The sequence below is a fragment of the Mesorhizobium sp. CA14 genome, assembly GCF_020165195.1.
In the GTDB taxonomy this organism is placed as follows: Bacteria; Pseudomonadota; Alphaproteobacteria; order Rhizobiales; family Rhizobiaceae; genus Mesorhizobium.
In genome coordinates this window covers 23,490-41,927 of sequence record NZ_JAIUHR010000002.1, presented here as the reverse complement: position 1 = coordinate 41,927, position 18,438 = coordinate 23,490, and the positions used below count along the sequence as shown (strand labels likewise).

Genomic DNA, 18,438 nt, shown 5'->3' with positions numbered 1-18,438 from the left:
CGGCGCACCGTCACGAGCATTCTCACGGAGTGGCCTCGCCTTTGTTAGAAGATCAAGACCAGTCATGCTGAAGCCATATTGCGCTAATAAACGCCTGCCACGGGCAATATTCGGAGAATAACGTTTGAACCTCGTTCTCAGGCGTCCATCCGCCCAGGCTTCAATTCACGGGCATGGACAAGCGGGGCTTGCTTATCGTGCGGATATTGACGGGCTGCGTGCCTTGGCAATCGTTCCGGTGGTGCTGTACCATTCCGGCGTTCCAGGCTTCGGTGGCGGCTTCGCTGGCGTCGACGTGTTCTTCGTCATCTCTGGCTTTCTCATGGCATCCCTGATTTCGGGGGAAATCACTCGCGGCGATTTCAGCCTGCTGCGATTTTACGAGCGTCGCATCCGGCGGATCTTTCCGGCGCTCTTTGCAGTTCTGGCGGCCTCGTCCATTGCCGCATGGTTCCTGCTGATGCCAGCCGAACTGGAATACTTCGCCCGCAGCTTGAAGGCCGCAGCGTTGTTCACATCGAATATCCAGTTCGAGAAAGAAAGCGGCTATTTCGACATTGGTGCGCAGATGAAGCCGCTGGTGCACACATGGTCGCTTGCGGTCGAGGAGCAGTTCTACATTCTGTTTCCGCTGCTGTTGGTCGCAATCAACCGATTCGCCCGGCGACACACGGTGCCCATCCTGATCGGGTTGCTGATCGTCTCGTTTGTGGCGAGCGCATGGACGGTCTTCCATTCGCCGGTCGCGGCGTTCTATCTGCTGCAGTTTCGCGCCTGGGAACTGCTGGTTGGCTCGCTGATTGCCTTCGACGCGATACCGAGGCCGAAGCGGTCGGCCATGCGGGGAGGCTTGGCAGCCGGCGGTATTTTGCTGATCGCCTTAGCCATGTTCGGATTTAATGATCGCACTCTCTTTCCCGGCCCGACGGCACTGCTGCCCTGCCTTGGCGCGGCGCTGGTGATCTATGCACACGACGAGCACGGGCCGGTCGGCCAAATCCTGCGATCGAAGCCGGTTGTATTCATAGGCTTGATCTCCTACTCGCTTTATCTGTGGCATTGGCCGGTCATCGTGTTCAGCCGGGAGATGGCCGGGCGTGAACTATCCTTGCTTAACGGCGGCCTGATCGCCCTAATGTCGCTCGCCATCGCCGCTTTTTCGTGGTGGTTTATCGAACAGCCCTTCCGCGGTCGCGATGGCCGGATCGGCCGGCCTTCGCTGTTTGCTGGAGCGGTCCTTATGATTGCGGTGGCCGTCGGATTTGGAAGCCATATAATCCACGACAAGGGCGTTCCATCCCGTCTTCCTGTTGATGCTCGGAACGTCTACGCCGCGACCTACGATGAAAGCCGGTTCAGCGTTCCGCCCTGTTTCGCCGATTCCGACACAACGGGACCAACCCCGGCCGACATACGCATGGGCAAGCTGTGCCCGCTCGGCATCGAAGGTTCGAACAATCCCGCTTTCCTCGTGTGGGGAGACTCCCACTCCGGCGCAATGGCCCCGGCTTTTGATGTGGCCGCCACGCAAACCGGCGTTACAGGTCTCTTTGCCGGTCATTCTTCCTGTCCGCCTTTGCCAGGCGTTCAGCTCACGCCGCGTGGCTATACCGAACGGTGCGGCGACTTCAATGGAGCAGTGCGCGATCTGATCGCGTCCAGGCACATCCCCCTCGTCTTCCTGCTCGCCTACTGGCCCAAATACGTGCACGATGCCGAACTGCCGAACGAGGGTGTTTATTTCGACCCCTCTGTGCCGCCACCTCTTGAAGACAGATCCGCCTCGGTCGTCGAAACGCTCGACCGCCTGATGAGGGAGTTGACGCAACAAGGCACCAAGGTTGTTTTGGTCATGGATGTCCCCGAGATGGGACATTATATGCCGGAGGCGGTCGCCAAGGCGATGATAGCAAGACGTTCCACCGATGTGGCCGCCCCATGGGACTATGTCGAGAAACGGCAGGCGCTTTCGCGTGCGATCTTGACGCGCCTGGCCGAAAAATACGGTGCTGCCATCGTCGATCCACTTCAAACGATTTGCAGCAATGGCCATTGCGACGCAGTTCGAAACGGCTTGCCGATCTATAAGGATGCCGATCACATTACCGCAACCATGGCGAGGAGCCTGAGCTCTCTGTACGTGCCCTTGTTGTCAACGGCTCGTCAGTCGATGGGGACGCCCAACCCCTGAACACCCAGTTGTCAGCTGCGTCTGCCGAGAAAAGAAAAGTCGGATCATTGCCGCAGAGGCGCTCATATCCGTTGCGCCCGGCGCCGCATTCGAAGCTTTCGGCCGGAGGCAAGAGCCTTATGTCGATTGATCCGCCTTCACCACCAGCTGTTCCGGCTTGAATCCGGCATGCTGCGGGGGCCACACATCATCCTCGCGGTTGTACCAATGGCACAGATATCCGCCGGAAGCGGCCATCATCGCTCGCCGTCATCTTCGGGCCACCCGACTTGAGCCTGACGACGTCTCCGGTGTTGAGACTGTTAGGTTTTTTGACCTTCCATCCTGACGCCGGGAGTTACACACCAAAACGAGGCCTCGACAATGGCGGATGCGTTCGGCCAGTATCGCGATCCACAGTGCCAGGCAATTTCGGAATTCGGCGCCATGACATTGCGGGCATTCAGACAATAAGCTTCTTGGCACATATCCCCAAGGATAGCCCTTGCTCGGGGTCAATCGGCAGTATGATCCTCCCGCCAGTTGAGGCCGGGTCTAGGTCGCAGTTGCAGCAATCTGTCTTGCCACTGGTTGTCGAAACTGAATGGTGAAATTCCTATTCGGCTGGCGATGTGAGATTGGCCGTCTGCTGAATGTTGAGTATGGCTATCGCTTCTGCGATGCTGCCGATCTAGCATTTTGAGTTTCGAAGGTCGCTTTGGAGATTGCAGAGCATAGGGCAACATGAATCCCGATGCACCGAAGCCGCTGCGTAAGCGCTTGTTCGATTACCCGCTTCTTGTGATCAAGCGGAAACTGTTATATCGCCTGCTGCACCCTCGTCCGCCGCGGCACCCTGCGCCGCTTACAAAACCGGTCTTCATCGTGGGCTCCGCGCCGGTCTCAAACCCGCCGGTGGGTTTTCGGCGCGATGCTTTCACGATCTTTACCGTGAATGGCTCGCAGACGGTCACGGCACGTTGGGGGATGGGTACTCCTGATGCAACATTTCTTTATGTCCACCAGCTTGACGGGGCCAAGCCCAACGCTTTAGCCGTGCGCGCCGTCTTGACCGGCCAGGAGACCGATCTGCTCTGGATTGTGCGCGCACACCGCACGATCGAGGAATTGCGCCGCAACATCGCGGCCTTCAACTACCGCTGCCGCGACCTGCGCAAGATCACCCGTCACCAGCGCATGGCGCTCTACGAGGCAGTGACAGGTGTGGCCAATTTCGAGATGCATCTGGAGGAGAAATTCTCGACCGGGATCACAGCGGTCCTTTACGCCTTGCACAACGGCGCGCCGGCCGTGATCATCACCGGAATTGACCCAGGTTCGCACGGCCATGTCTACAACGAACTGAACATCGACCGGATGCACATCAGTTCCGACCGTGCCACGCTGCTGGCGCTGTCGGCGCTCGGTTTTCCCCTTTATACGAGCGATCCACATGTGGCCGACTCGCTCGGTCTGCCACTCTGGAAAGGCCAGATCGGGAGATGTGAGGTCCAATAACTGGGCTTGCCGCCATCATGGCCGAGCTGCGCGCGTCTATCCGCAGGGAGGCCCGGATTGCAGAATGCCGCCCATAATCGGCAAGCCGCTCCTCTATTGCCGGATCCCTGCCGCTCGCTGCGCCGACTGCTAAGAAATCAACTGTCAAATCACGCAGGAGGCGGCTGATGGAATACTTTTGCGGACTGGATGTTCCAGTGGACGAGACGGCGGTGTGCGTCGTCGACGAGACGGTGAGGTGCATCTGATGGTCATGGTGGAGACTGATCCCGATGCGTTGTTTGTGGCGTTGAAGCCGTTCATCGCGCGGCTGCGGCGTGTCGGCCATGAGGCGGGATCTCTGTCGCCATGGCTGCATCCCGAGCTTCTGAAACGCGGACTTTCAGTGATTTGCATGGAGACCCAGCACTTGCGCGCAGCGATGTCGGCGCAACGCAACGAGACGGACGCTACCGACGCGCTCGGCATCGCCCACATCATGAGCACGGGCTGGTTCCGTCCGGCTCATATCAAGACGCAGGACTGCTATCGGATGCGGCTTTTGCTGACCCACCGGCGCAATCTGAGGCGCAAGTTCCTCGATCTCGAAAACGCTATCCGCCATTCGCTGAAGGCATTCGGCATCAAGCTTGGCGGCACATCGCGCGGCGGCTTCGACCAGGCGGTACGCACGGCTGTGACGGACGATCCGCCGTTTGTCGAGTTGATGGACGCCGTGTTGTCAGCACGCGCCGCGCTGTGGCGAGAGTACTGTCGGCTGCACGACCTGGTCGTGAAGATCGTCGCGAAGAGCGAGCTCTGCCGGCGCTTCATGGCGATTCCCGGCGTCGGCCGGTGACGGCGCTCTCGTTCATGACAGCGATCGAGGATGGCCTGTACCAGCCTTCGATGAAAGTAAGGATGGAAGACCTGGAGAGGCAGAAGGCGGAGATCATCGCGCGTCTGGCACTGGCGCCCACTGACGTGCCTGACCTGCATCCCAACATAGCCGCTCTCTACCGCAAGCGGGTCGATCAACTCACGCAGGCGTTCGCCGACCACGATGACGGGCGTCCAGCCGCCGAGGCGTTGCGCTCGTTGATCGGCGAGATCGTGCTCACGCCCGGCGAAAAGCGCGGCGAGGTCCATGCCGAGCTACGTGGCGAACTGTTCGGCATCCTCGAACTCGCCAAACTCGGCCAAAAATCAAATGCCTGATGATGTTATGACAAAAGGGGTTGCGGGTCCGTGATTTGAACCTATGAACCAACTCTTGAAGCCGAGGCGATGGAGACTTTCGGTAAGTAGCTCGCTGGTCGCTCGCGGAAGCATACGGAACGATACGGGAAGCTTCGTGATTTTGGCCCACGAGAAACGCAATGATAACCATGCCCTCCGGGCCCACCGAAATATGCCTATATCCACTGTTCTCGCTGAATTTTTTGAGAGTTGCTCACAACTGGCGTCGAACCACTCTCGTTTGAAGAACCTCGAAGTGTCTTTGTGCATTTCAAGGGGGCATCGAATTGAGCCAGTCATCGCGTGTGCTGAACGTGAGCGACCGTGTCGCGTTCAGCGAAATCGGCGGCTTCTGATATTCAGACGGAGTCTAGCGTTGAGATCTCGCGGGTGAATCGACAGTGGAAATCAAGCCGCTGGTTCGCAACCCGTAGCCCATTCAGACAACTTAACGTCGCCCTCAACTGAAACGGCTGGCGCGGAAGGCCGCGAGCATTGGGTGCGGGTTGCCTGAGACAATCTCACGGGCAAGCAACTCTCCGACAATCAGTCCCAGCGTGGCGCCACTGTGGCTGAACGCAACGTGGAGACCGGGGACGGTCTCGAGCTCTCCAAGCACAGGCTCGCCGTCGCCGGGGATGGGCTTCGGACCGACGGCGTAGGCGGCGAGCTGGAGCCGCGGATTGCCCTCGAGCACTGCACTGGCTTCGTCGAGCAGTTCTTGGACGGTCTTGTCGTGCACCGTGTAGGTGCCGTCCGAATTGGCGACGACCTCTTCCTCCGACCATGCCGAATCCAAAACAAGCGCACCATCGGGCGTCGGCCGCACTGCCACCCGCGGCGTGTTCAGAACTGCCCGAAGGCCGGTCTTGATCGATTTGGTCTTCAGGAGCAATGAAATCGGCGTGGCGTCGGGGACATAGATGTCGATCTCGGCAAGCATGGCAGGCGTCGCCGGTCCAACAGCAAGCAGCACCGAACCCGCCTCGATCGGCGCATCGCCGGCAATGACGACGCCACGTGCGCGGCCGCCTGTGGTGTCTATCCGCACACGTCCGGCATCCTGGATAAGCTTGCCTCCAAGAGCGCGAAATTCGATGAGCAGAAGATCGACCAGAGAAGGCAAGTCGACCCATCCTTCGCCAGGATTGAAGATGGCGCCCTGTGGACTGATCGCACCGGCATTGACGCCGGGCGTCACGGCGGCCACTTCCGCCGGGCTGAGCAACAGGGCGTCATAGCCGATGTTCTGCTCCAGCTGGCAGATCGAGACGATCTGGTTTTCGTCCTCATCCGCATCCCAAGTCAGGCCGCCGTCGAAGCGGAGCCACGATGCCGTTTCCGGCCTTGTGGCGACCAGCGTGCGATAGCGATCGATGCCGGCCATCCTTAATCGGTGATAGGCAGTGTCGGCGCGCCGCGCCGAGTTCAGCCAGGAGAGTGAACGGCCCGAAGCCCCTTTGGCCGGCGCACCATCGTTCACGATCGTCACGTCGAGGCCAAGACGAGCAAGATGCAGGGCGGAGGAGACACCAAAAATGCCTGCGCCGACGACGATCACCTGGCGCGGCTTTGGGGATGCGGTCATGGGGAGTTCCTTCTGCGCTGAAGAGGAATGGGGGAGGCCGAGATTGGGCGAAGAACGGCAGACCTAGTAGTCCTTCAGCCTCTTCATGTAGCGCCGGCCCTCAAGCATCGGCCGGTCGCGCAGATCGGCCAGCTTGTAGGCAAACCGCCACAGAGTGTCGAAGAAGACTAGAGGCACGAGATAAGGCTTGATCCGATCTGCCATGCCCGTGAGATCGAGTTCCGTTGCGTCGAGGAGCAGAATGTTTTCGCGGCTGCTATATTTGAAAAGGAAGTCGCGCGCGCGCTCAGTAAGGCGCCGTGTCTCGTCCAGGCCCAGCATCACGATGAAGCCGGCATCCTCGTCTACCACCTCGAAAGGACCATGGAAGAACTCGTTGGCATGTATGGCCTGCGAGTCGTACCACTGCATCTCCATCAAAACGCAGATAGCATACGAATAGGCTGCGCCGTAGCTGGCGCCGCTGGCGAGAGTGTAGATTGCATCGCGCGGCGCAAAGCGGGGTGCAAAGGCCTGAAAGCGGTCGTCAAAGGTTTGCTGCGCACGATCGATCGCCGGCTGGAGATGGCCGAGGCTGATCAGCAGGTCGGCGGACAATCCGGCATTCTCTCGATCATCGATCAGGCCAGCGAGCACCATGTAGAGCACTCCGTAGTTGCTGTAGGCTGAATCGATTGTTTTGCCCGTCGTATAGGAAGCCTGATAGGCGACCGGATGGTCGACCGCCCGAGCAAGCGGCGATGTTTGGTCAAGTGTCATGCCGATCGTCGTGGCGCCTCGATCACGGGCATGGTCGGCTGCGCGCACCGTCTCCTTGGTGGTTCCGGTCTGGGAGCAAAGGACAACGAGCGTATCGGGGCCCAAGCGCCGCGGATCACGGCAGACGAACTCATCCGCATTGTAGATGTCGCAGGCCATCGTGCCGCTGTGACGGTCGACGAAGTATTTTCCTGCCATCATGATGGAGAGCGAGCCGCCGCACGCCACGAGAAATAGATGCGAAAACCGCTTGCCCGCTGTAGCGGCCAGAGCGCGTTCTACATCGGCGGGCAATGCGGAAATCATGAGCATCCTCGTCTCGTTGGAAAGCTTGAGGCTGGTGCACAATTGACAAACAGCAGCCGTTTGTGTGAACGTTCTCATATCCATAAACCGAAAGTTCCGCCATGGTCAAGATTGCCGCGATGGGTGATAACGTTGTCGATTGCTATCTTGCCCGGGACGAAATGTATCCTGGCGGCAACTGCCTCAATGTGTCGGTCTATGTCAGCCGCTTCGGCGGGCAGTCGGCATATGTCGGAGCGATCGGCAGAGACCGCGCCGGGGACCTGATCCAAGCCGCGCTGTCATCGGAGCGTGTGGACATCAGCCGGCTGCGCCGCCCCGACGGGCCTACCGCATATTGCGTCGTAGGTCACCGCGACGCCGATCGGATTTTCCTGACCTTCGATCTTGGCGTGTCGATGTTCACGCCGAACCGGCAAGATCTCGATTTTCTCTCGGCCTTTCAGGCCACCCACATCGGTCAGTCTAGCGGGCTCGATCCATGGGTGCCGGAGGTTTCAACTAAGTCTCTGGTTTCTTACGATTTTTCGACGCGGCGAGACCCGGAGCATCGCTATTCGATCGGACGCCACTGCTATCTGGCCTCAGTGTCGGGTGACGGTCTCGATGACGAGCAATCGGACGCAATCGCATCCGAATTGCTTGCGTGCGGTTCCAAATGGGTTTTGGTCACTCGCGGTCGGGCCGGTGCGCTGCTTCGCAGCCACTCCGTCTCTTACCGTACGCCGGCTCGGCTGGTTGAACCGGTCGATACATTGGGCGCGGGGGACACATTCATTGCCAGGACGCTATTCGGCTTGCTTCGCCAGGAGGCGCCTGAGGACATCCTCGGCCAAGCCGCGGAAGCAGCGGCCGCTACGTGCCAGTACTTTGGTGCGGTCGGTCACGCGGCGGTGATCGATTTGGGCGCGACCACGTCCGAAATCCTCCTCCGAGCACGGCGCCTACAAGGCGAAACGGTATAGTTGCCGGATTCTCCGGGAGAATTGACGCAAAGAATTTGCGGTGCTAACGTGATAACGTTCTCATCATGAATTAGGCACCGTCTGAGAGCGTCGGTCCATGGATGAGAGCTCAAGTGGGGTTGCAGGCCGACTACGGCTATCAATGAGAGGAGAAGACATGCAAACGAATTCGAGCAGGCGTCGGCTGATAAAATGTGGTCTGGCCGCGACCATTGCGCTGGTGACCGGGCTTGGAACTTTGGTCGCGTCAACGCAGTCAAAAGCGGCCGGCAATCCCTACAACCTCATTGATCCTTCGGTAATCAGTGTTGGGACCATGGGCGATGCAAAACCTTATGTCTTCACCGACGCCAATGGCAATTTCACTGGGTTCGACGCGGAATTGTTCCGTGACGTGGCCCACCGGCTCGGTTTCAAGGACGAGCAGGTCGTTTTCACCGGCCAGGAATTCTCGGCGTTGCTGCCCTCCGTTGCCAGCGGCCGTTTCGATGTGGCCGTTGCCGCCATCGGCACGACCGCGGAGCGCAAAAAGACCGTGGATTTCAGTGACGGCTATCTCGCTGGCTACCTGTCGATCATCTCGGCCGATCCGGCACTGACCAGCAATGAGAGCACCGCCGGAAAGCGCATCGGCGTGATCCAGGGAACCCTGCAGGAGATCTATGCCGAGAAGAACCTGAAGGGTGACATCGTCAAATTTCCCGACAACAACACCGCGGTAGCTGCACTGAACAACGGAACGATCGATGGCCACTTCACCGACTATGAATCGGCCAAGCAGTATGTTGAGCGCTATAAAAACCTGAAGATAACGATGAACGTGCCATCCTTCGATGCGCCGGCCGGATTCGTGGTCAAGAAAGGCAACGACGCGTTTCGGGAGGCCCTGAACAAAGCACTGCACGAGGCCATGGACGACGGCACCTGGAAGCGGCTGCACGAGAAATGGTTTCCGGGCACTCCGATGCCGGATCAATATTTGCCCAAGAAGTAAATTGGCGCCTATTCATTGTCGCATTCCGGCCGGGTCCCGTGAGCAGCGGAGCCCGGTCGAACTACAGAAGGGCCTGATATGAGCTGGTTCGATACCTTCTCGCGCAGCTTCCTCGATTTCCAGGCCATGGCGGAAGTTCTGCCGAACATGGTCATGGTCGGCCTCAAGAACACCCTGATCCTGGCCCTTGCCTCGACATTCTTCGGCACGCTCATAGGAATCGTGCTGGCCATCATGGGGATATCCGACAACCCTGTCCTGAAACTCCTGGCGCGCGTCTACACCGATATCTTCCGCGGACTTCCCGCCATCGTCACCATTCTGATCATTGGCCAAGGCTTTGCCCGGCTGGGCCGAGAACTGTTCGGTCCGTCGCCTTATCCGCTGGGCATTCTAGCGCTCAGCCTGATTGCTGGTGCCTACATAGGAGAAATCTTCCGCGCCGGCATTCAAAGCGTCGAGCGCGGACAACTCGATGCCACGCGCACGCTCGGCATGACGTATGGCCAAGGCATGAGGCTGGTGGTCATTCCCCAAGGTATCCGCCGCGTGCTGCCGGCGCTGGTCAACCAGTTCATCGGCAACGTCAAAGATTCCAGTCTTGTCTACTTTCTCGGTCTTCTCGCTTCGGAGCGCGAACTGTTCCGGGTTGGGCAGGATCAGGCCGTTCTGACCGGCAACCTCTCGCCGCTTTTGCTGGCTGGCATGTTCTACCTGGTGATCACCGTACCCTTGACTCACCTTGTCAACTATATCGATGCGCGCATGCGCATCGGAAAGCGTATCGTGGCTGTGCAAAGCGGGCTCAAGGAAGTCGCCGAACTTGCCGACGCGGGCGCGCTGGACGTTGCAAAGTCATCCGTTACAACGCCCACGCCCTTCAAGGGCGGCAGCATTGAAGTCAAAAACGTCGATATGGCCTATGGCAACCTTCAGGTCCTGCATGACGTCAGTCTGAAAGTAGAGCCAGGGACTGTCACCTGCCTCATCGGACCATCCGGGTCGGGCAAATCAACGTTGCTGCGATGCCTGAACCGGCTCGTCGAGTGTCGCGCGGGGGACATTCTGCTCGATGGCGAAAGCATTCATAAATCTACCCCCGACCAGCTTCGCCGACGCGTTGGCATGGTTTTCCAGCAGTTCAACCTGTTTCCCGACCGCAGCGCGCTCGCCAACATTACTTTGGCACTGCGCAAGGTCAAAGGCATGTCACGTGAAAAGGCCGACAGCGTGGCCAAGGCAAGATTGCAGGAGGTCGGGTTGCTGGAGCGCAAGGACCACCGGCCGGCCAATCTTTCGGGTGGACAACAGCAGCGGGTGGCAATCGCCAGGGCACTGGCGCTCGAACCTGAAGTCATGCTCTTCGACGAGGTTACCAGCGCCCTTGATCCGGAACTTGTGAAAGGCGTCTTGAATTTGATGGCCGACCTGGGACAACGGGGGATGACCATGGTCGTCGTTACGCACGAGATGAATTTCGCTCGCAAGGTCGCGAACCAGGTTGTGTTCATGGACGAGGGCCGGATCGTCGAAGCAGGGCGGCCGCAGGATCTTTTCGACAATCCGCAGAGCCCACGCCTTCGGCGCTTTCTGTCCGAGGTGCTATGACTGCAATGGTGTGCGCAACTTCCGGCGACGCGGTTTTCAGCCTTGCGGGACAGGGTGTGCTGCCGCTAGCTCGTCTCTTCACGACGCACCCATGGGCGGCAAGGCTTGCTGAGTGACTCCGAGATCATCGAAGAACCCAACCATCATCGAGGTCGCTCGCCGGGCCGGGGTGAGTTCCGCCACTGCAGGGCGCGTACTTGGTGACTACGGCTACAGCAGCCCCGAAGTTCAGGAGAAAGTGCGCGCCGCCGCAGCCGCGCTGGGCTACCGCCCCAACCGCCTGGCCAAAGGTTTGATTACCGGCAGGACACAGACCATCGGAGTTGTCGTCGGCGACATCGAAAGCCCATTCTATGCGAGCGTGCTGCGCGGAATAGGGGACGTCGCACGTAGCGGAGGCTTCGGCGTCATCGTTACGAACAGTGACGAAAATGCCGAACTCGAGCGAGAGGCGGTTCAGCTGCTGTTGGAAAAGCAGGTTGACGGGCTAATCGTCTCGTCGACCTTTGTTGATGGGCCGGACCATCTGCGGGAGGCTGTCGCAGCCCACTGTCCCGTCGTGCAGTTCGATCGCATCACTGCTGGCCTGGAAACCGATTCGGTGGTGGTCGACAACGTCTCTGCAACGCGCAGCAGCATCGCGACGATGATCGCGGCCGGTCACAGCCGCATTGCCATACTGGCCGAACTCGGACCCGGCCAGCGCGATGATGTCGGCTCCTTTGTGGCAAACACCGATCTCTCCAGCTCTGATGTTCGATACCATCATCCGAGCTGGCAGAGGCTGTTGGGTTACTTGGAAGCCCATCGCGCCGCAGCCGTCGAGCCTGACATACGGTTGATACGCCGCGTAGCGGTCTACTCCAGCGAGGCAGCCCGGAAGGAAGCGCTCGATCTGTTGACAATGCGCAATCCGCCGTCCGCACTGTTTACTGCCGACGGCGTGATGTCGACGGGTGTTTTGGAGGCGACCTCGGCGTTGAAGCTCGCAATCCCTGAAGATGTTTCGCTGCTTTGCTTCGACGATCTCGACTGGATGCAATTCGTGGCCCAAGGTATCACCGCCATAGCGCAGCCAGCGCATTTGATTGGAGCGGCAGCGGCCGAACTCCTCTTAAAGAGGCTGGTGGAGGCCACGAGACCCTTGGAGCACCGTATTCTGTCGGCCCATCTTGTAGAACGCAATTCGATCGCAGTTCGCACCGACCGGTAATCGTCCTTTCCAGGAAGGCGCTGAAACACAAACGTATGCCGGCGGTTTCGAGCGGCAGCGGCTCGTGGCCGAGGCGGCCACCCTGCTGGTCGAGCCTGAACCGGCGGCGGAACTACGCCCTCGTCGTGCGGTTTACGCGACATGTGCCGACAGAGCGACCCCGCTCCTGAGGGCCTGCTTTCTCGAGTTCATCTAGATAGTCGGCCCACCACTGCATCATCTTGACGCGCTCTTCCCAGTGCTCTGCCCGGGCGTAAGCGCGACGAACGTCGTTGTTCTCAATGTGGGCCAGCTGCCGCTCTATGGCATCCGGATGCCATTTTCCGCATTCGTTTAGCAGAGTTGATGCTGTTGCTCGAAAACCATGCGCGGTAGCTTCCTCCTTGCCGTAGCCCATGCGGCGAAGGGCGGCGTTAAGCGTGTTGTCAGAAATCGGACGCGAAACCATCGAACACCAGAAAAGAGCAGCGATCCACCACCAGAGATTTCTTTAAGCGAACTCAGGACGCTTATGGCCTGCCTTGAAAGGGGTACGCGGTGCGGCCGGCGCATTTTCATGCGTGCTTCAGGAATGATCCACGTCGAGCTTTCGAAATCGAACTCTTCCCATTCTGCCGCGCGAAGTTCGCCGGGGCGGGGAAACATCAGCGCCATCAGTTTCAGGGCCGCTCGGGTTGTGGGGCTGTCCGTCAAATGCGCGGATCGCTCTCAGCAAGCCTCCCAAAGCCTTCGGCTCGGTAATCGCGGCGCGTGGCGTGACTGTTGGACTGATGAGTGCGCCCCTCAGGGCGATCGTCGGATCTGCCTCGGCGCGGGCGGTCGCGATTGCGTATCGAAACACGCTACCAATGGTGGAGCGTAGTCGCCTGGCCGACTCGTATCGGCCGCGAACCTCTACGCGACGGGCGGTAAGAATTGTGGCCGGATCGATCTCCCGAATGCACTTGTCGCCAATTGTCGGGTAGGCAAAATCGAGCAGCCATTTGACCTTTTTGATCGTCCGATCGGCACGTCCCTCCAGTTTTTCAACGTATTCGTCCGCGATTGAGCGAAAGGAGTCCTTTTGTGAGCTGGCTTTATGGAACTTGCGCTCCTGCGCCGGGTCGACACCAGACTTAAGAAGGCGTTTGGCTTCATCGCGCGCCTGGCGGGCATCCGCGAGAGAAATGACGGGATAGCCGCCTAGAGATAGGAGCTTCTGCTTTCCGTCGAAGCGATAGGCGAGGCGCCATAGCCGTGTTCCCGACGGCTGGACCCACAGCTGCAACCCGCCGCCGTCGGACAATTTCTGGAGCTTTGACGCAGGCCGGATGCTTCGGCATTTGACGTCGGAAAGAGCCATTTGTGGGACCTGCTGTTGGTGCTTCGATACCAACAGGGTCTCAGATACCAACAAAAATACCAACACCTCGGCCCGTTGGACGAAGTTCGCCGAAACGCGATAAAATTTGCCCAGCCACGACTTGCGCGTCGAAAAGGCAAGCAAATTCAGCGACTTGTGGAGACTGAAGCGTAGAGGCTTCGGCGGAAGGGAATGACGGGAGAAGAGGGGATGGTGCCCAGAGGCGGATTCGAACCACCGACACGCGGATTTTCAGTCCGCTGCTCTACCAACTGAGCTATCTGGGCCTGCGCCGGCTAACGTGAACCGCCCGCCGGATTTCAGAGGAGCGCCAAGCGGCGCCCCTTGAAAGCGCGTGGGTTATAGCACGGGTATCTTGGCTGTCCAGAGCAATTCCAGGAAAAGTGTGCAGCGGTTTTCCGCCCCGGAATTGCGTAAAAAACAAGTGCAATTCCCGGAAAAGTGCGCAGCTCCATTCCGCTCCTGACCTACGTAAAAACAAGCACTTAGCTTAGGCGCTGGCTTTGTCGCAAAGAAAAATTGCTGGATAACAGCGGCCGCCGCCGCTCAATCCTCGTCCTCGGTCGAGGGACTTGGCTTGGGTGCGTCGTCCTCTTCCTCTTCCCCGTCACGGCCGGGGATGACATAGGCGCCTTTCAGCCAGCGATTGAGGTCGATGTCCTTGCAGCGCGCCGAGCAGAACGGATAGTGCTCGCGCGCCGACGGTTTGCCGCATTCGGGGCAGGGCCGCTTCGGCCTCAGCGGCGTTACTTTGTCGCCCGAACTCATGTGGTGACTATGCTCATGAGCGCGGGGCGTGCCAGTTCTGGTGCGACTTGAAGCCTTCGCCGGAAAGCAGCGCCACGCTTTCGTAGAGCGGCAGGCCGACCACGTTGGTGTAGGAGCCGACCAGCTTGACGACGAAGGAGCCGGCCAGGCCTTGCACGGCATAGCCGCCGGCCTTGCCGCGCCATTCGCCGGACGCGACATAGGCGTCGATCTCCTCGCGCGGCAGCCGCTTGAAGCGAACCCTGGTCTCGACCAGCCGCTGGCGCAGCTTGCCGCCGGGCGTGATCAGGCAAATGCCGGAATAGACCCGATGCGAGCGGCCGGAAAGCAGGCCGAGGCAATTGATGGCGTCGTCGATCGTCTCGGCCTTGGGCAGGATGCGCCGCCCGACCGCGACCACCGTGTCGGCGGCAAGGATGAAGGCGGGACCATAGTCCTCCTCGCTTTTCAGCGAGGCCAGCGCCTTCTCGGCCTTGTCCTTGGACAGGCGCTTGGCCAGCGAGCGCGGATGCTCGGCGCGCAGCGGCGTCTCGTCGACATCGGCGGGCAGCACCCGGTCGGGCTCGATGCCGGCCTGCTGCAAAAGTTCGATGCGGCGCGGCGAACCCGAGGCAAGCACGAGCTTCTGCAGGATGTTCATCGCGCTTCGCGCCGGACTGTTATTTGAAACGGTAGGTGATGCGGCCCTTGGTCAGGTCGTAAGGCGTCATCTCGACCAGGACCTTGTCGCCGGTCAGCACGCGAATGCGGTTCTTGCGCATGCGGCCGGCCGTGTGGGCGATGATTTCGTGTTCGTTTTCGAGCTTCACGCGGAACATCGCATTGGGCAGCAGTTCGGTGACCACACCTGGAAACTCGAGGACTTCTTCCTTCGGCATTCGATACCTTTGCTTGGATTGCGGTTCCGGCGCCTAGAGCATGATGCCGAAAAGTGTGAAGCGGTTTTCGGACGACATCATGCTCTGCTCTTGATCTGGAGTCGGATGATTTCAGGTCGGACAGACCTGAAATCATCCGACTCCTACCGGAATTTGCGCGGAACCTATATGATAATCATCCGCTTGTGAACAAGCTTAATCCGGGGCGCTTTCCGCCGCCGGTGCCGCAAAACGTCGGCTTATGCGCGCTTTCAGCCGCTCGCGCACATCGCGATAGGCGGCCATGATGTGTTCTCGGGTGCCGCCTGTATCGGTCGGGTCGGGCATCGGCCAGTATTCGACCTCGACGGCGAGCGAGCGGGTGAGCTCGAGCGCCGCATGATGCGCCTCCGGCGCCAGCGTGACGATCAGGTCGAAATAGTCGTCCTCCATATCCTCCAGCGTCCTGGGTTGGCGCTCGCCAAGCGAGAGGCCTTCTTCGGCGAGCACCGCATCGACGAACGGGTCGCGCTCGCCGGCGCGCACACCGGCTGAGGCGACGAAGGTGGTGGCGGGAAGAATGCGGCGCGCCAGTTGTTCCGCGATCGGCGAGCGCACGGCGTTCATGCCGCACAAAAACAGGATCGAGTGGGGCAGCGCGGCCACTAGAGCATGATCCCAAAAAGTGGGAACCGGTTTCTGGAAAAGATCATGCTCCAACAAAGAGCTGGATCAGGATGGTGTTTCAACGAAACATCATCCTGATCTAGCCCCGCCAGTGCAGCACGCATACCAGCGTGAACAGCCGGCGCGCCGTGTCGAAGTCGATCTCGATCTTGCCGGCGAGCCGGTCCATCAGCGTCTGCGAGCCCTCATTGTGCAGGCCGCGCCGGCCCATGTCGATCGCCTCGATATGGCTCGGCGTCGAGGAGCGGATAGCCTCGTAATAGCTTTCGCAGATCAGGTAATAGTCCTTGACGATGCGCCTCAGCGGCGTCAGCGACAGGATGTGGGTGACGACGTCGGCGCCATTCTCGCGGCTGACGGCAAAGACCAGGCGCGACTCGGCCAGCGAAAGCTTGAGCTTGTAAGGACCCGCGCCGTCATCATTGACCGGCCGAAAGCTGTTCTCCTCGATGAGGTCGAAGATCGCCACGGCCCGCTCGTGTTCGACGTCGGGCGTCGAACGTCCGATCGATTCGTCGAGCTCGACATCGATCAGCCTGTCACGGGTTTGGTGGTGGTGGCCGGACATCGCTACATGTTCAGCCTGATCGCGACGGAGCGGGCATGGGCATCGAGCCCTTCGGCCTTGGCGAGCGCGATCGCGGCGGGCGCCAGCGCCTTGAGCTGCTCCGGGCCGAGCTTCAGGATCGAGCTGCGCTTGACAAAATCGAGCACGGATAGTCCCGACGAGAAACGCGCCGAGCGCGCCGTTGGCAAAACGTGGTTGGAGCCGCCGACATAGTCGCCGATCACTTCCGGGGTGTGGCGGCCGATAAAGACGGCGCCTGCGTTGCGCATCCTGGAAAGGAATGCCTCGGCGTCGTCGAAGGCGAGCTCGACATGCTCTGCGGCGATCCTGTCGACCAGCGGCAGCGAGGCCTCGAGCGTCGGCACCAGGATGACCGCGCCGAAATCCCGCCAGCTCGCTCCGGCCGTCTCGCCGCGCGGCAGGACTTTCAGCTGGCGTTCGACCGCCTGCTCGACCGCCCTGCCGAATTCTGCGTCGTCGGTGATCAGGATCGACTGGGCTGAAACGTCATGCTCGGCCTGCGCCAAAAGGTCGGCTGCGATCCAGTCCGGATCGTTGTCGGCGTCGGCCACCACCAGCACTTCCGACGGCCCGGCGATCATGTCTATGCCGACCGTGCCGAACACCTGGCGCTTGGCCGCCGCGACATAGGCATTTCCCGGCCCGACGATCTTGGCGACCGGCCTGACCGTCTCGGTGCCATAGGCAAGCGCTGCAACGGCCTGCGCGCCGCCGACGCGGTAGATCTCCGAAACGCCGGCGAGGTCGGCCGCCACCAGAACCAGCGGATTGATGACGCCGCCCGAGGCCGGCACGACGATGACGATGCGCTCGACGCCGGCGACCTTGGCCGGCACGGCGTTCATCAGCACCGAACTCGGGTAGCTCGCCGTGCCGCCCGGAACGTAAAGGCCGACGGCTTCGATCGCCGTCCAGCGCGAGCCGAGCTCGACGCCGGCGGCATCCGTGTAGCGGTCGTCCTTCGGCTTCTGCCGCTCATGATGCGAACGAATACGGTCGCGCGCGAATTTCAGCGCCTCGACGGTCGCCGGATCGGCCGCTTCATAGGCCTCGGCGATGTCGTCCCTCGACACGGCGATGCCGAGCTTGCCGAGGTCGGCCTTGTCGAACTTCAGCGTGTAGTCGATCAGCGCCTTGTCGCCCTCGGCGCGCACATGCGCGATGATATCGCGCACTACGGCGTCGACATCGGCCGACACTTCCCGCTTGGTGGTGAGGAAGGCCGAAAAACGCTGTTCGAAATCGGCGTCCTGCTGTCGGAGCGTAATCGCCATTGCGTTTTTAGCCTCTGTGCACGGGTCGCGAGGTGGCTTCCCAGGAGCCGCCGACATCGGCAAGCCGCGCCTCGACGCATTCGACGTCGAGCATGATGGTGCCGCCGCCCGAAAACACCAGTTCGACGATGCCGGCCGGCTTGCTGATGGCGATGAAGCTGACCGCCAGCAGCGACAACACCTCGGCCGGCTTGTCGCGCGGGATGCCGCTGGTCTTGGCGCCGAGCACGCGGTCGAAATGCAGAACGCTCTGCCGGCGTTCGTTGTGCTGGCGAAACAGGCTGGATTTCGCCTCCCAGACGAAGCGGTTCATGGTCAGCACGAAACGCTTGGCCGCCGGCAGATATTCGAGGTCGGAGACCTTCATCACGGCGTCCTGGACATGCGCCGAAACGATGCTCAGATCCTGGTCGTCGAGCGCGATGAGCTTGAGAGCTGCCATGCGGAATGCGCACCTAAGGTTGGTTTCAGCCTTCTGTTAGGCGGTCTTTCAGGTCCGTGCAACCTCGACACAGACGCAGCAAAAGGCAATCACGTCGGCTCTGTGCTGCCCCTCATCGC

The 18,438-nt window shown here is 60.3% G+C and carries 16 protein-coding genes, 1 tRNA gene and 3 pseudogenes; 8 read left to right on the top strand and 12 right to left on the bottom strand.

All coding sequences use genetic code 11. The features are described 5' to 3' along the window. The first annotated feature begins 124 nt into the window (after positions 1-124). Positions 125-2,191 (top strand): acyltransferase family protein, encoded by a 2,067-nt coding sequence (locus LB565_RS02400; protein ID WP_263488325.1) that lies wholly within the window; start codon positions 125-127, stop codon positions 2,189-2,191. 187 nt (positions 2,192-2,378) lie between these two features. Here the strand turns inward: LB565_RS02400 and LB565_RS02395 are convergent. After that, positions 2,379-2,462, bottom strand: a pseudogene (locus LB565_RS02395) (hypothetical protein); the annotation flags it as partial. A gap of 452 nt (positions 2,463-2,914) precedes the next feature. On the opposite strand from LB565_RS02395, the gene LB565_RS02390 reads away from it, so the two are divergent. From LB565_RS02390 to LB565_RS02380, 3 genes and pseudogenes are all read left to right on the top strand, one after another. Continuing rightward, positions 2,915-3,688, top strand: a complete 774-nt coding sequence (locus LB565_RS02390; protein ID WP_224581592.1) for a membrane-anchored protein — start codon at positions 2,915-2,917, stop codon at positions 3,686-3,688. 167 nt (positions 3,689-3,855) lie between these two features. Beyond that, positions 3,856-4,558 (top strand): annotated as a pseudogene (locus tag LB565_RS02385) (IS110 family transposase); the annotation flags it as partial. Beyond that, entirely contained in the window at positions 4,541-4,885 is a 345-nt protein-coding gene (locus tag LB565_RS02380; protein ID WP_224581945.1) for a hypothetical protein, read from the top strand. The pseudogene LB565_RS02385 and the gene LB565_RS02380, both read left to right, overlap by 18 nt. A 481-nt stretch (positions 4,886-5,366) precedes the next feature. On the opposite strand, the gene LB565_RS02375 is transcribed toward LB565_RS02380, so the two are convergent. Next, entirely contained in the window at positions 5,367-6,494 is a 1,128-nt protein-coding gene (locus LB565_RS02375; protein WP_224581591.1) for an NAD(P)/FAD-dependent oxidoreductase, read from the bottom strand. 63 nt (positions 6,495-6,557) lie between these two features. Beyond that, positions 6,558-7,565, bottom strand: a complete 1,008-nt coding sequence (locus LB565_RS02370) for an SIS domain-containing protein (RefSeq protein WP_224581590.1) — start codon at positions 7,563-7,565, stop codon at positions 6,558-6,560. Positions 7,566-7,660: 95 nt separating this feature from the next. Here LB565_RS02370 and LB565_RS02365 point away from each other — a divergent pair, with 95 nt between their 5' ends. From LB565_RS02365 to LB565_RS02345, 4 genes are all read left to right on the top strand, one after another. Next, positions 7,661-8,524: a PfkB family carbohydrate kinase gene (locus LB565_RS02365; protein ID WP_224581589.1), complete on the top strand. Its 864-nt coding sequence runs from the start codon at positions 7,661-7,663 to the stop codon at positions 8,522-8,524. Positions 8,525-8,681: 157 nt separating this feature from the next. Continuing rightward, positions 8,682-9,518 (top strand): ABC transporter substrate-binding protein, encoded by an 837-nt coding sequence (locus tag LB565_RS02360; protein WP_224581588.1) that lies wholly within the window; start codon positions 8,682-8,684, stop codon positions 9,516-9,518. Positions 9,519-9,596: 78 nt separating this feature from the next. Further along, complete coding sequence (locus LB565_RS29940; protein WP_318012107.1) at positions 9,597-11,126, top strand: amino acid ABC transporter permease/ATP-binding protein; 1,530 nt, start codon at positions 9,597-9,599, stop codon at positions 11,124-11,126. A 112-nt stretch (positions 11,127-11,238) separates the two neighbouring features. Then, positions 11,239-12,339 carry a LacI family DNA-binding transcriptional regulator gene (locus LB565_RS02345; RefSeq protein WP_224581587.1) on the top strand — a complete coding sequence of 367 codons (1,101 nt, stop codon included), beginning with the start codon at positions 11,239-11,241 and terminating at the stop codon, positions 12,337-12,339. A gap of 112 nt (positions 12,340-12,451) precedes the next feature. Here the strand turns inward: LB565_RS02345 and LB565_RS02340 are convergent. From LB565_RS02340 to LB565_RS02300, 9 genes and pseudogenes are all read right to left on the bottom strand, one after another. Continuing rightward, positions 12,452-13,681: pseudogene (locus LB565_RS02340) on the bottom strand (tyrosine-type recombinase/integrase). A gap of 211 nt (positions 13,682-13,892) precedes the next feature. Continuing rightward, a tRNA-Phe gene (locus LB565_RS02335) sits at positions 13,893-13,968 on the bottom strand. Between the two features lie 280 nt (positions 13,969-14,248). Continuing rightward, the gene (yacG, locus tag LB565_RS02330; RefSeq protein WP_224581586.1) at positions 14,249-14,470 is read right to left on the bottom strand and encodes a DNA gyrase inhibitor YacG; all 222 of its coding nucleotides are present in this window, start codon (positions 14,468-14,470) and stop codon (positions 14,249-14,251) included. Positions 14,471-14,483: 13 nt separating this feature from the next. Continuing rightward, entirely contained in the window at positions 14,484-15,110 is a 627-nt protein-coding gene (locus LB565_RS02325) for a Maf-like protein (protein WP_224581585.1), read from the bottom strand. Between the two features lie 19 nt (positions 15,111-15,129). After that, complete coding sequence (gene infA / locus LB565_RS02320) at positions 15,130-15,348, bottom strand: translation initiation factor IF-1 (RefSeq protein WP_006200926.1); 219 nt, start codon at positions 15,346-15,348, stop codon at positions 15,130-15,132. A gap of 195 nt (positions 15,349-15,543) precedes the next feature. Next, on the bottom strand, positions 15,544-15,993 hold the full coding sequence (locus LB565_RS02315; RefSeq protein ID WP_224581584.1) for a low molecular weight phosphatase family protein: 450 nt from the start codon (positions 15,991-15,993) through the stop codon (positions 15,544-15,546). 100 nt (positions 15,994-16,093) lie between these two features. After that, positions 16,094-16,582 (bottom strand): UPF0262 family protein, encoded by a 489-nt coding sequence (locus tag LB565_RS02310; RefSeq protein WP_224581583.1) that lies wholly within the window; start codon positions 16,580-16,582, stop codon positions 16,094-16,096. Positions 16,583-16,584: 2 nt separating this feature from the next. Continuing rightward, on the bottom strand, positions 16,585-17,877 hold the full coding sequence (gene hisD / locus LB565_RS02305; RefSeq protein ID WP_224581582.1) for a histidinol dehydrogenase: 1,293 nt from the start codon (positions 17,875-17,877) through the stop codon (positions 16,585-16,587). A 7-nt stretch (positions 17,878-17,884) separates the two neighbouring features. Then, on the bottom strand, positions 17,885-18,319 hold the full coding sequence (locus tag LB565_RS02300) for a DUF2948 family protein (RefSeq protein WP_224581581.1): 435 nt from the start codon (positions 18,317-18,319) through the stop codon (positions 17,885-17,887). Between the last annotated feature and the right edge of the window lie 119 nt (positions 18,320-18,438).

Coding starts and splice junctions, on each gene's coding strand:
- LB565_RS02390 (WP_224581592.1), top strand. CDS start 2,915: ATGAATCCCGATGCACCGAAGCCGCTGCGTAAGCGCTTGTTCGATTAC.
- LB565_RS02380 (WP_224581945.1), top strand. CDS start 4,541: ATGACAGCGATCGAGGATGGCCTGTACCAGCCTTCGATGAAAGTAAGG.
- LB565_RS02375 (WP_224581591.1), bottom strand. CDS start 6,494: ATGACCGCATCCCCAAAGCCGCGCCAGGTGATCGTCGTCGGCGCAGGC.
- LB565_RS02370 (WP_224581590.1), bottom strand. CDS start 7,565: ATGCTCATGATTTCCGCATTGCCCGCCGATGTAGAACGCGCTCTGGCC.
- LB565_RS02365 (WP_224581589.1), top strand. CDS start 7,661: ATGGTCAAGATTGCCGCGATGGGTGATAACGTTGTCGATTGCTATCTT.
- LB565_RS02360 (WP_224581588.1), top strand. CDS start 8,682: ATGCAAACGAATTCGAGCAGGCGTCGGCTGATAAAATGTGGTCTGGCC.
- LB565_RS29940 (WP_318012107.1), top strand. CDS start 9,597: ATGAGCTGGTTCGATACCTTCTCGCGCAGCTTCCTCGATTTCCAGGCC.
- yacG (WP_224581586.1), bottom strand. CDS start 14,470: ATGAGTTCGGGCGACAAAGTAACGCCGCTGAGGCCGAAGCGGCCCTGC.
- LB565_RS02325 (WP_224581585.1), bottom strand. CDS start 15,110: ATGAACATCCTGCAGAAGCTCGTGCTTGCCTCGGGTTCGCCGCGCCGC.
- infA (WP_006200926.1), bottom strand. CDS start 15,348: ATGCCGAAGGAAGAAGTCCTCGAGTTTCCAGGTGTGGTCACCGAACTG.
- LB565_RS02310 (WP_224581583.1), bottom strand. CDS start 16,582: ATGTCCGGCCACCACCACCAAACCCGTGACAGGCTGATCGATGTCGAG.
- hisD (WP_224581582.1), bottom strand. CDS start 17,877: ATGGCGATTACGCTCCGACAGCAGGACGCCGATTTCGAACAGCGTTTT.
- LB565_RS02300 (WP_224581581.1), bottom strand. CDS start 18,319: ATGGCAGCTCTCAAGCTCATCGCGCTCGACGACCAGGATCTGAGCATC.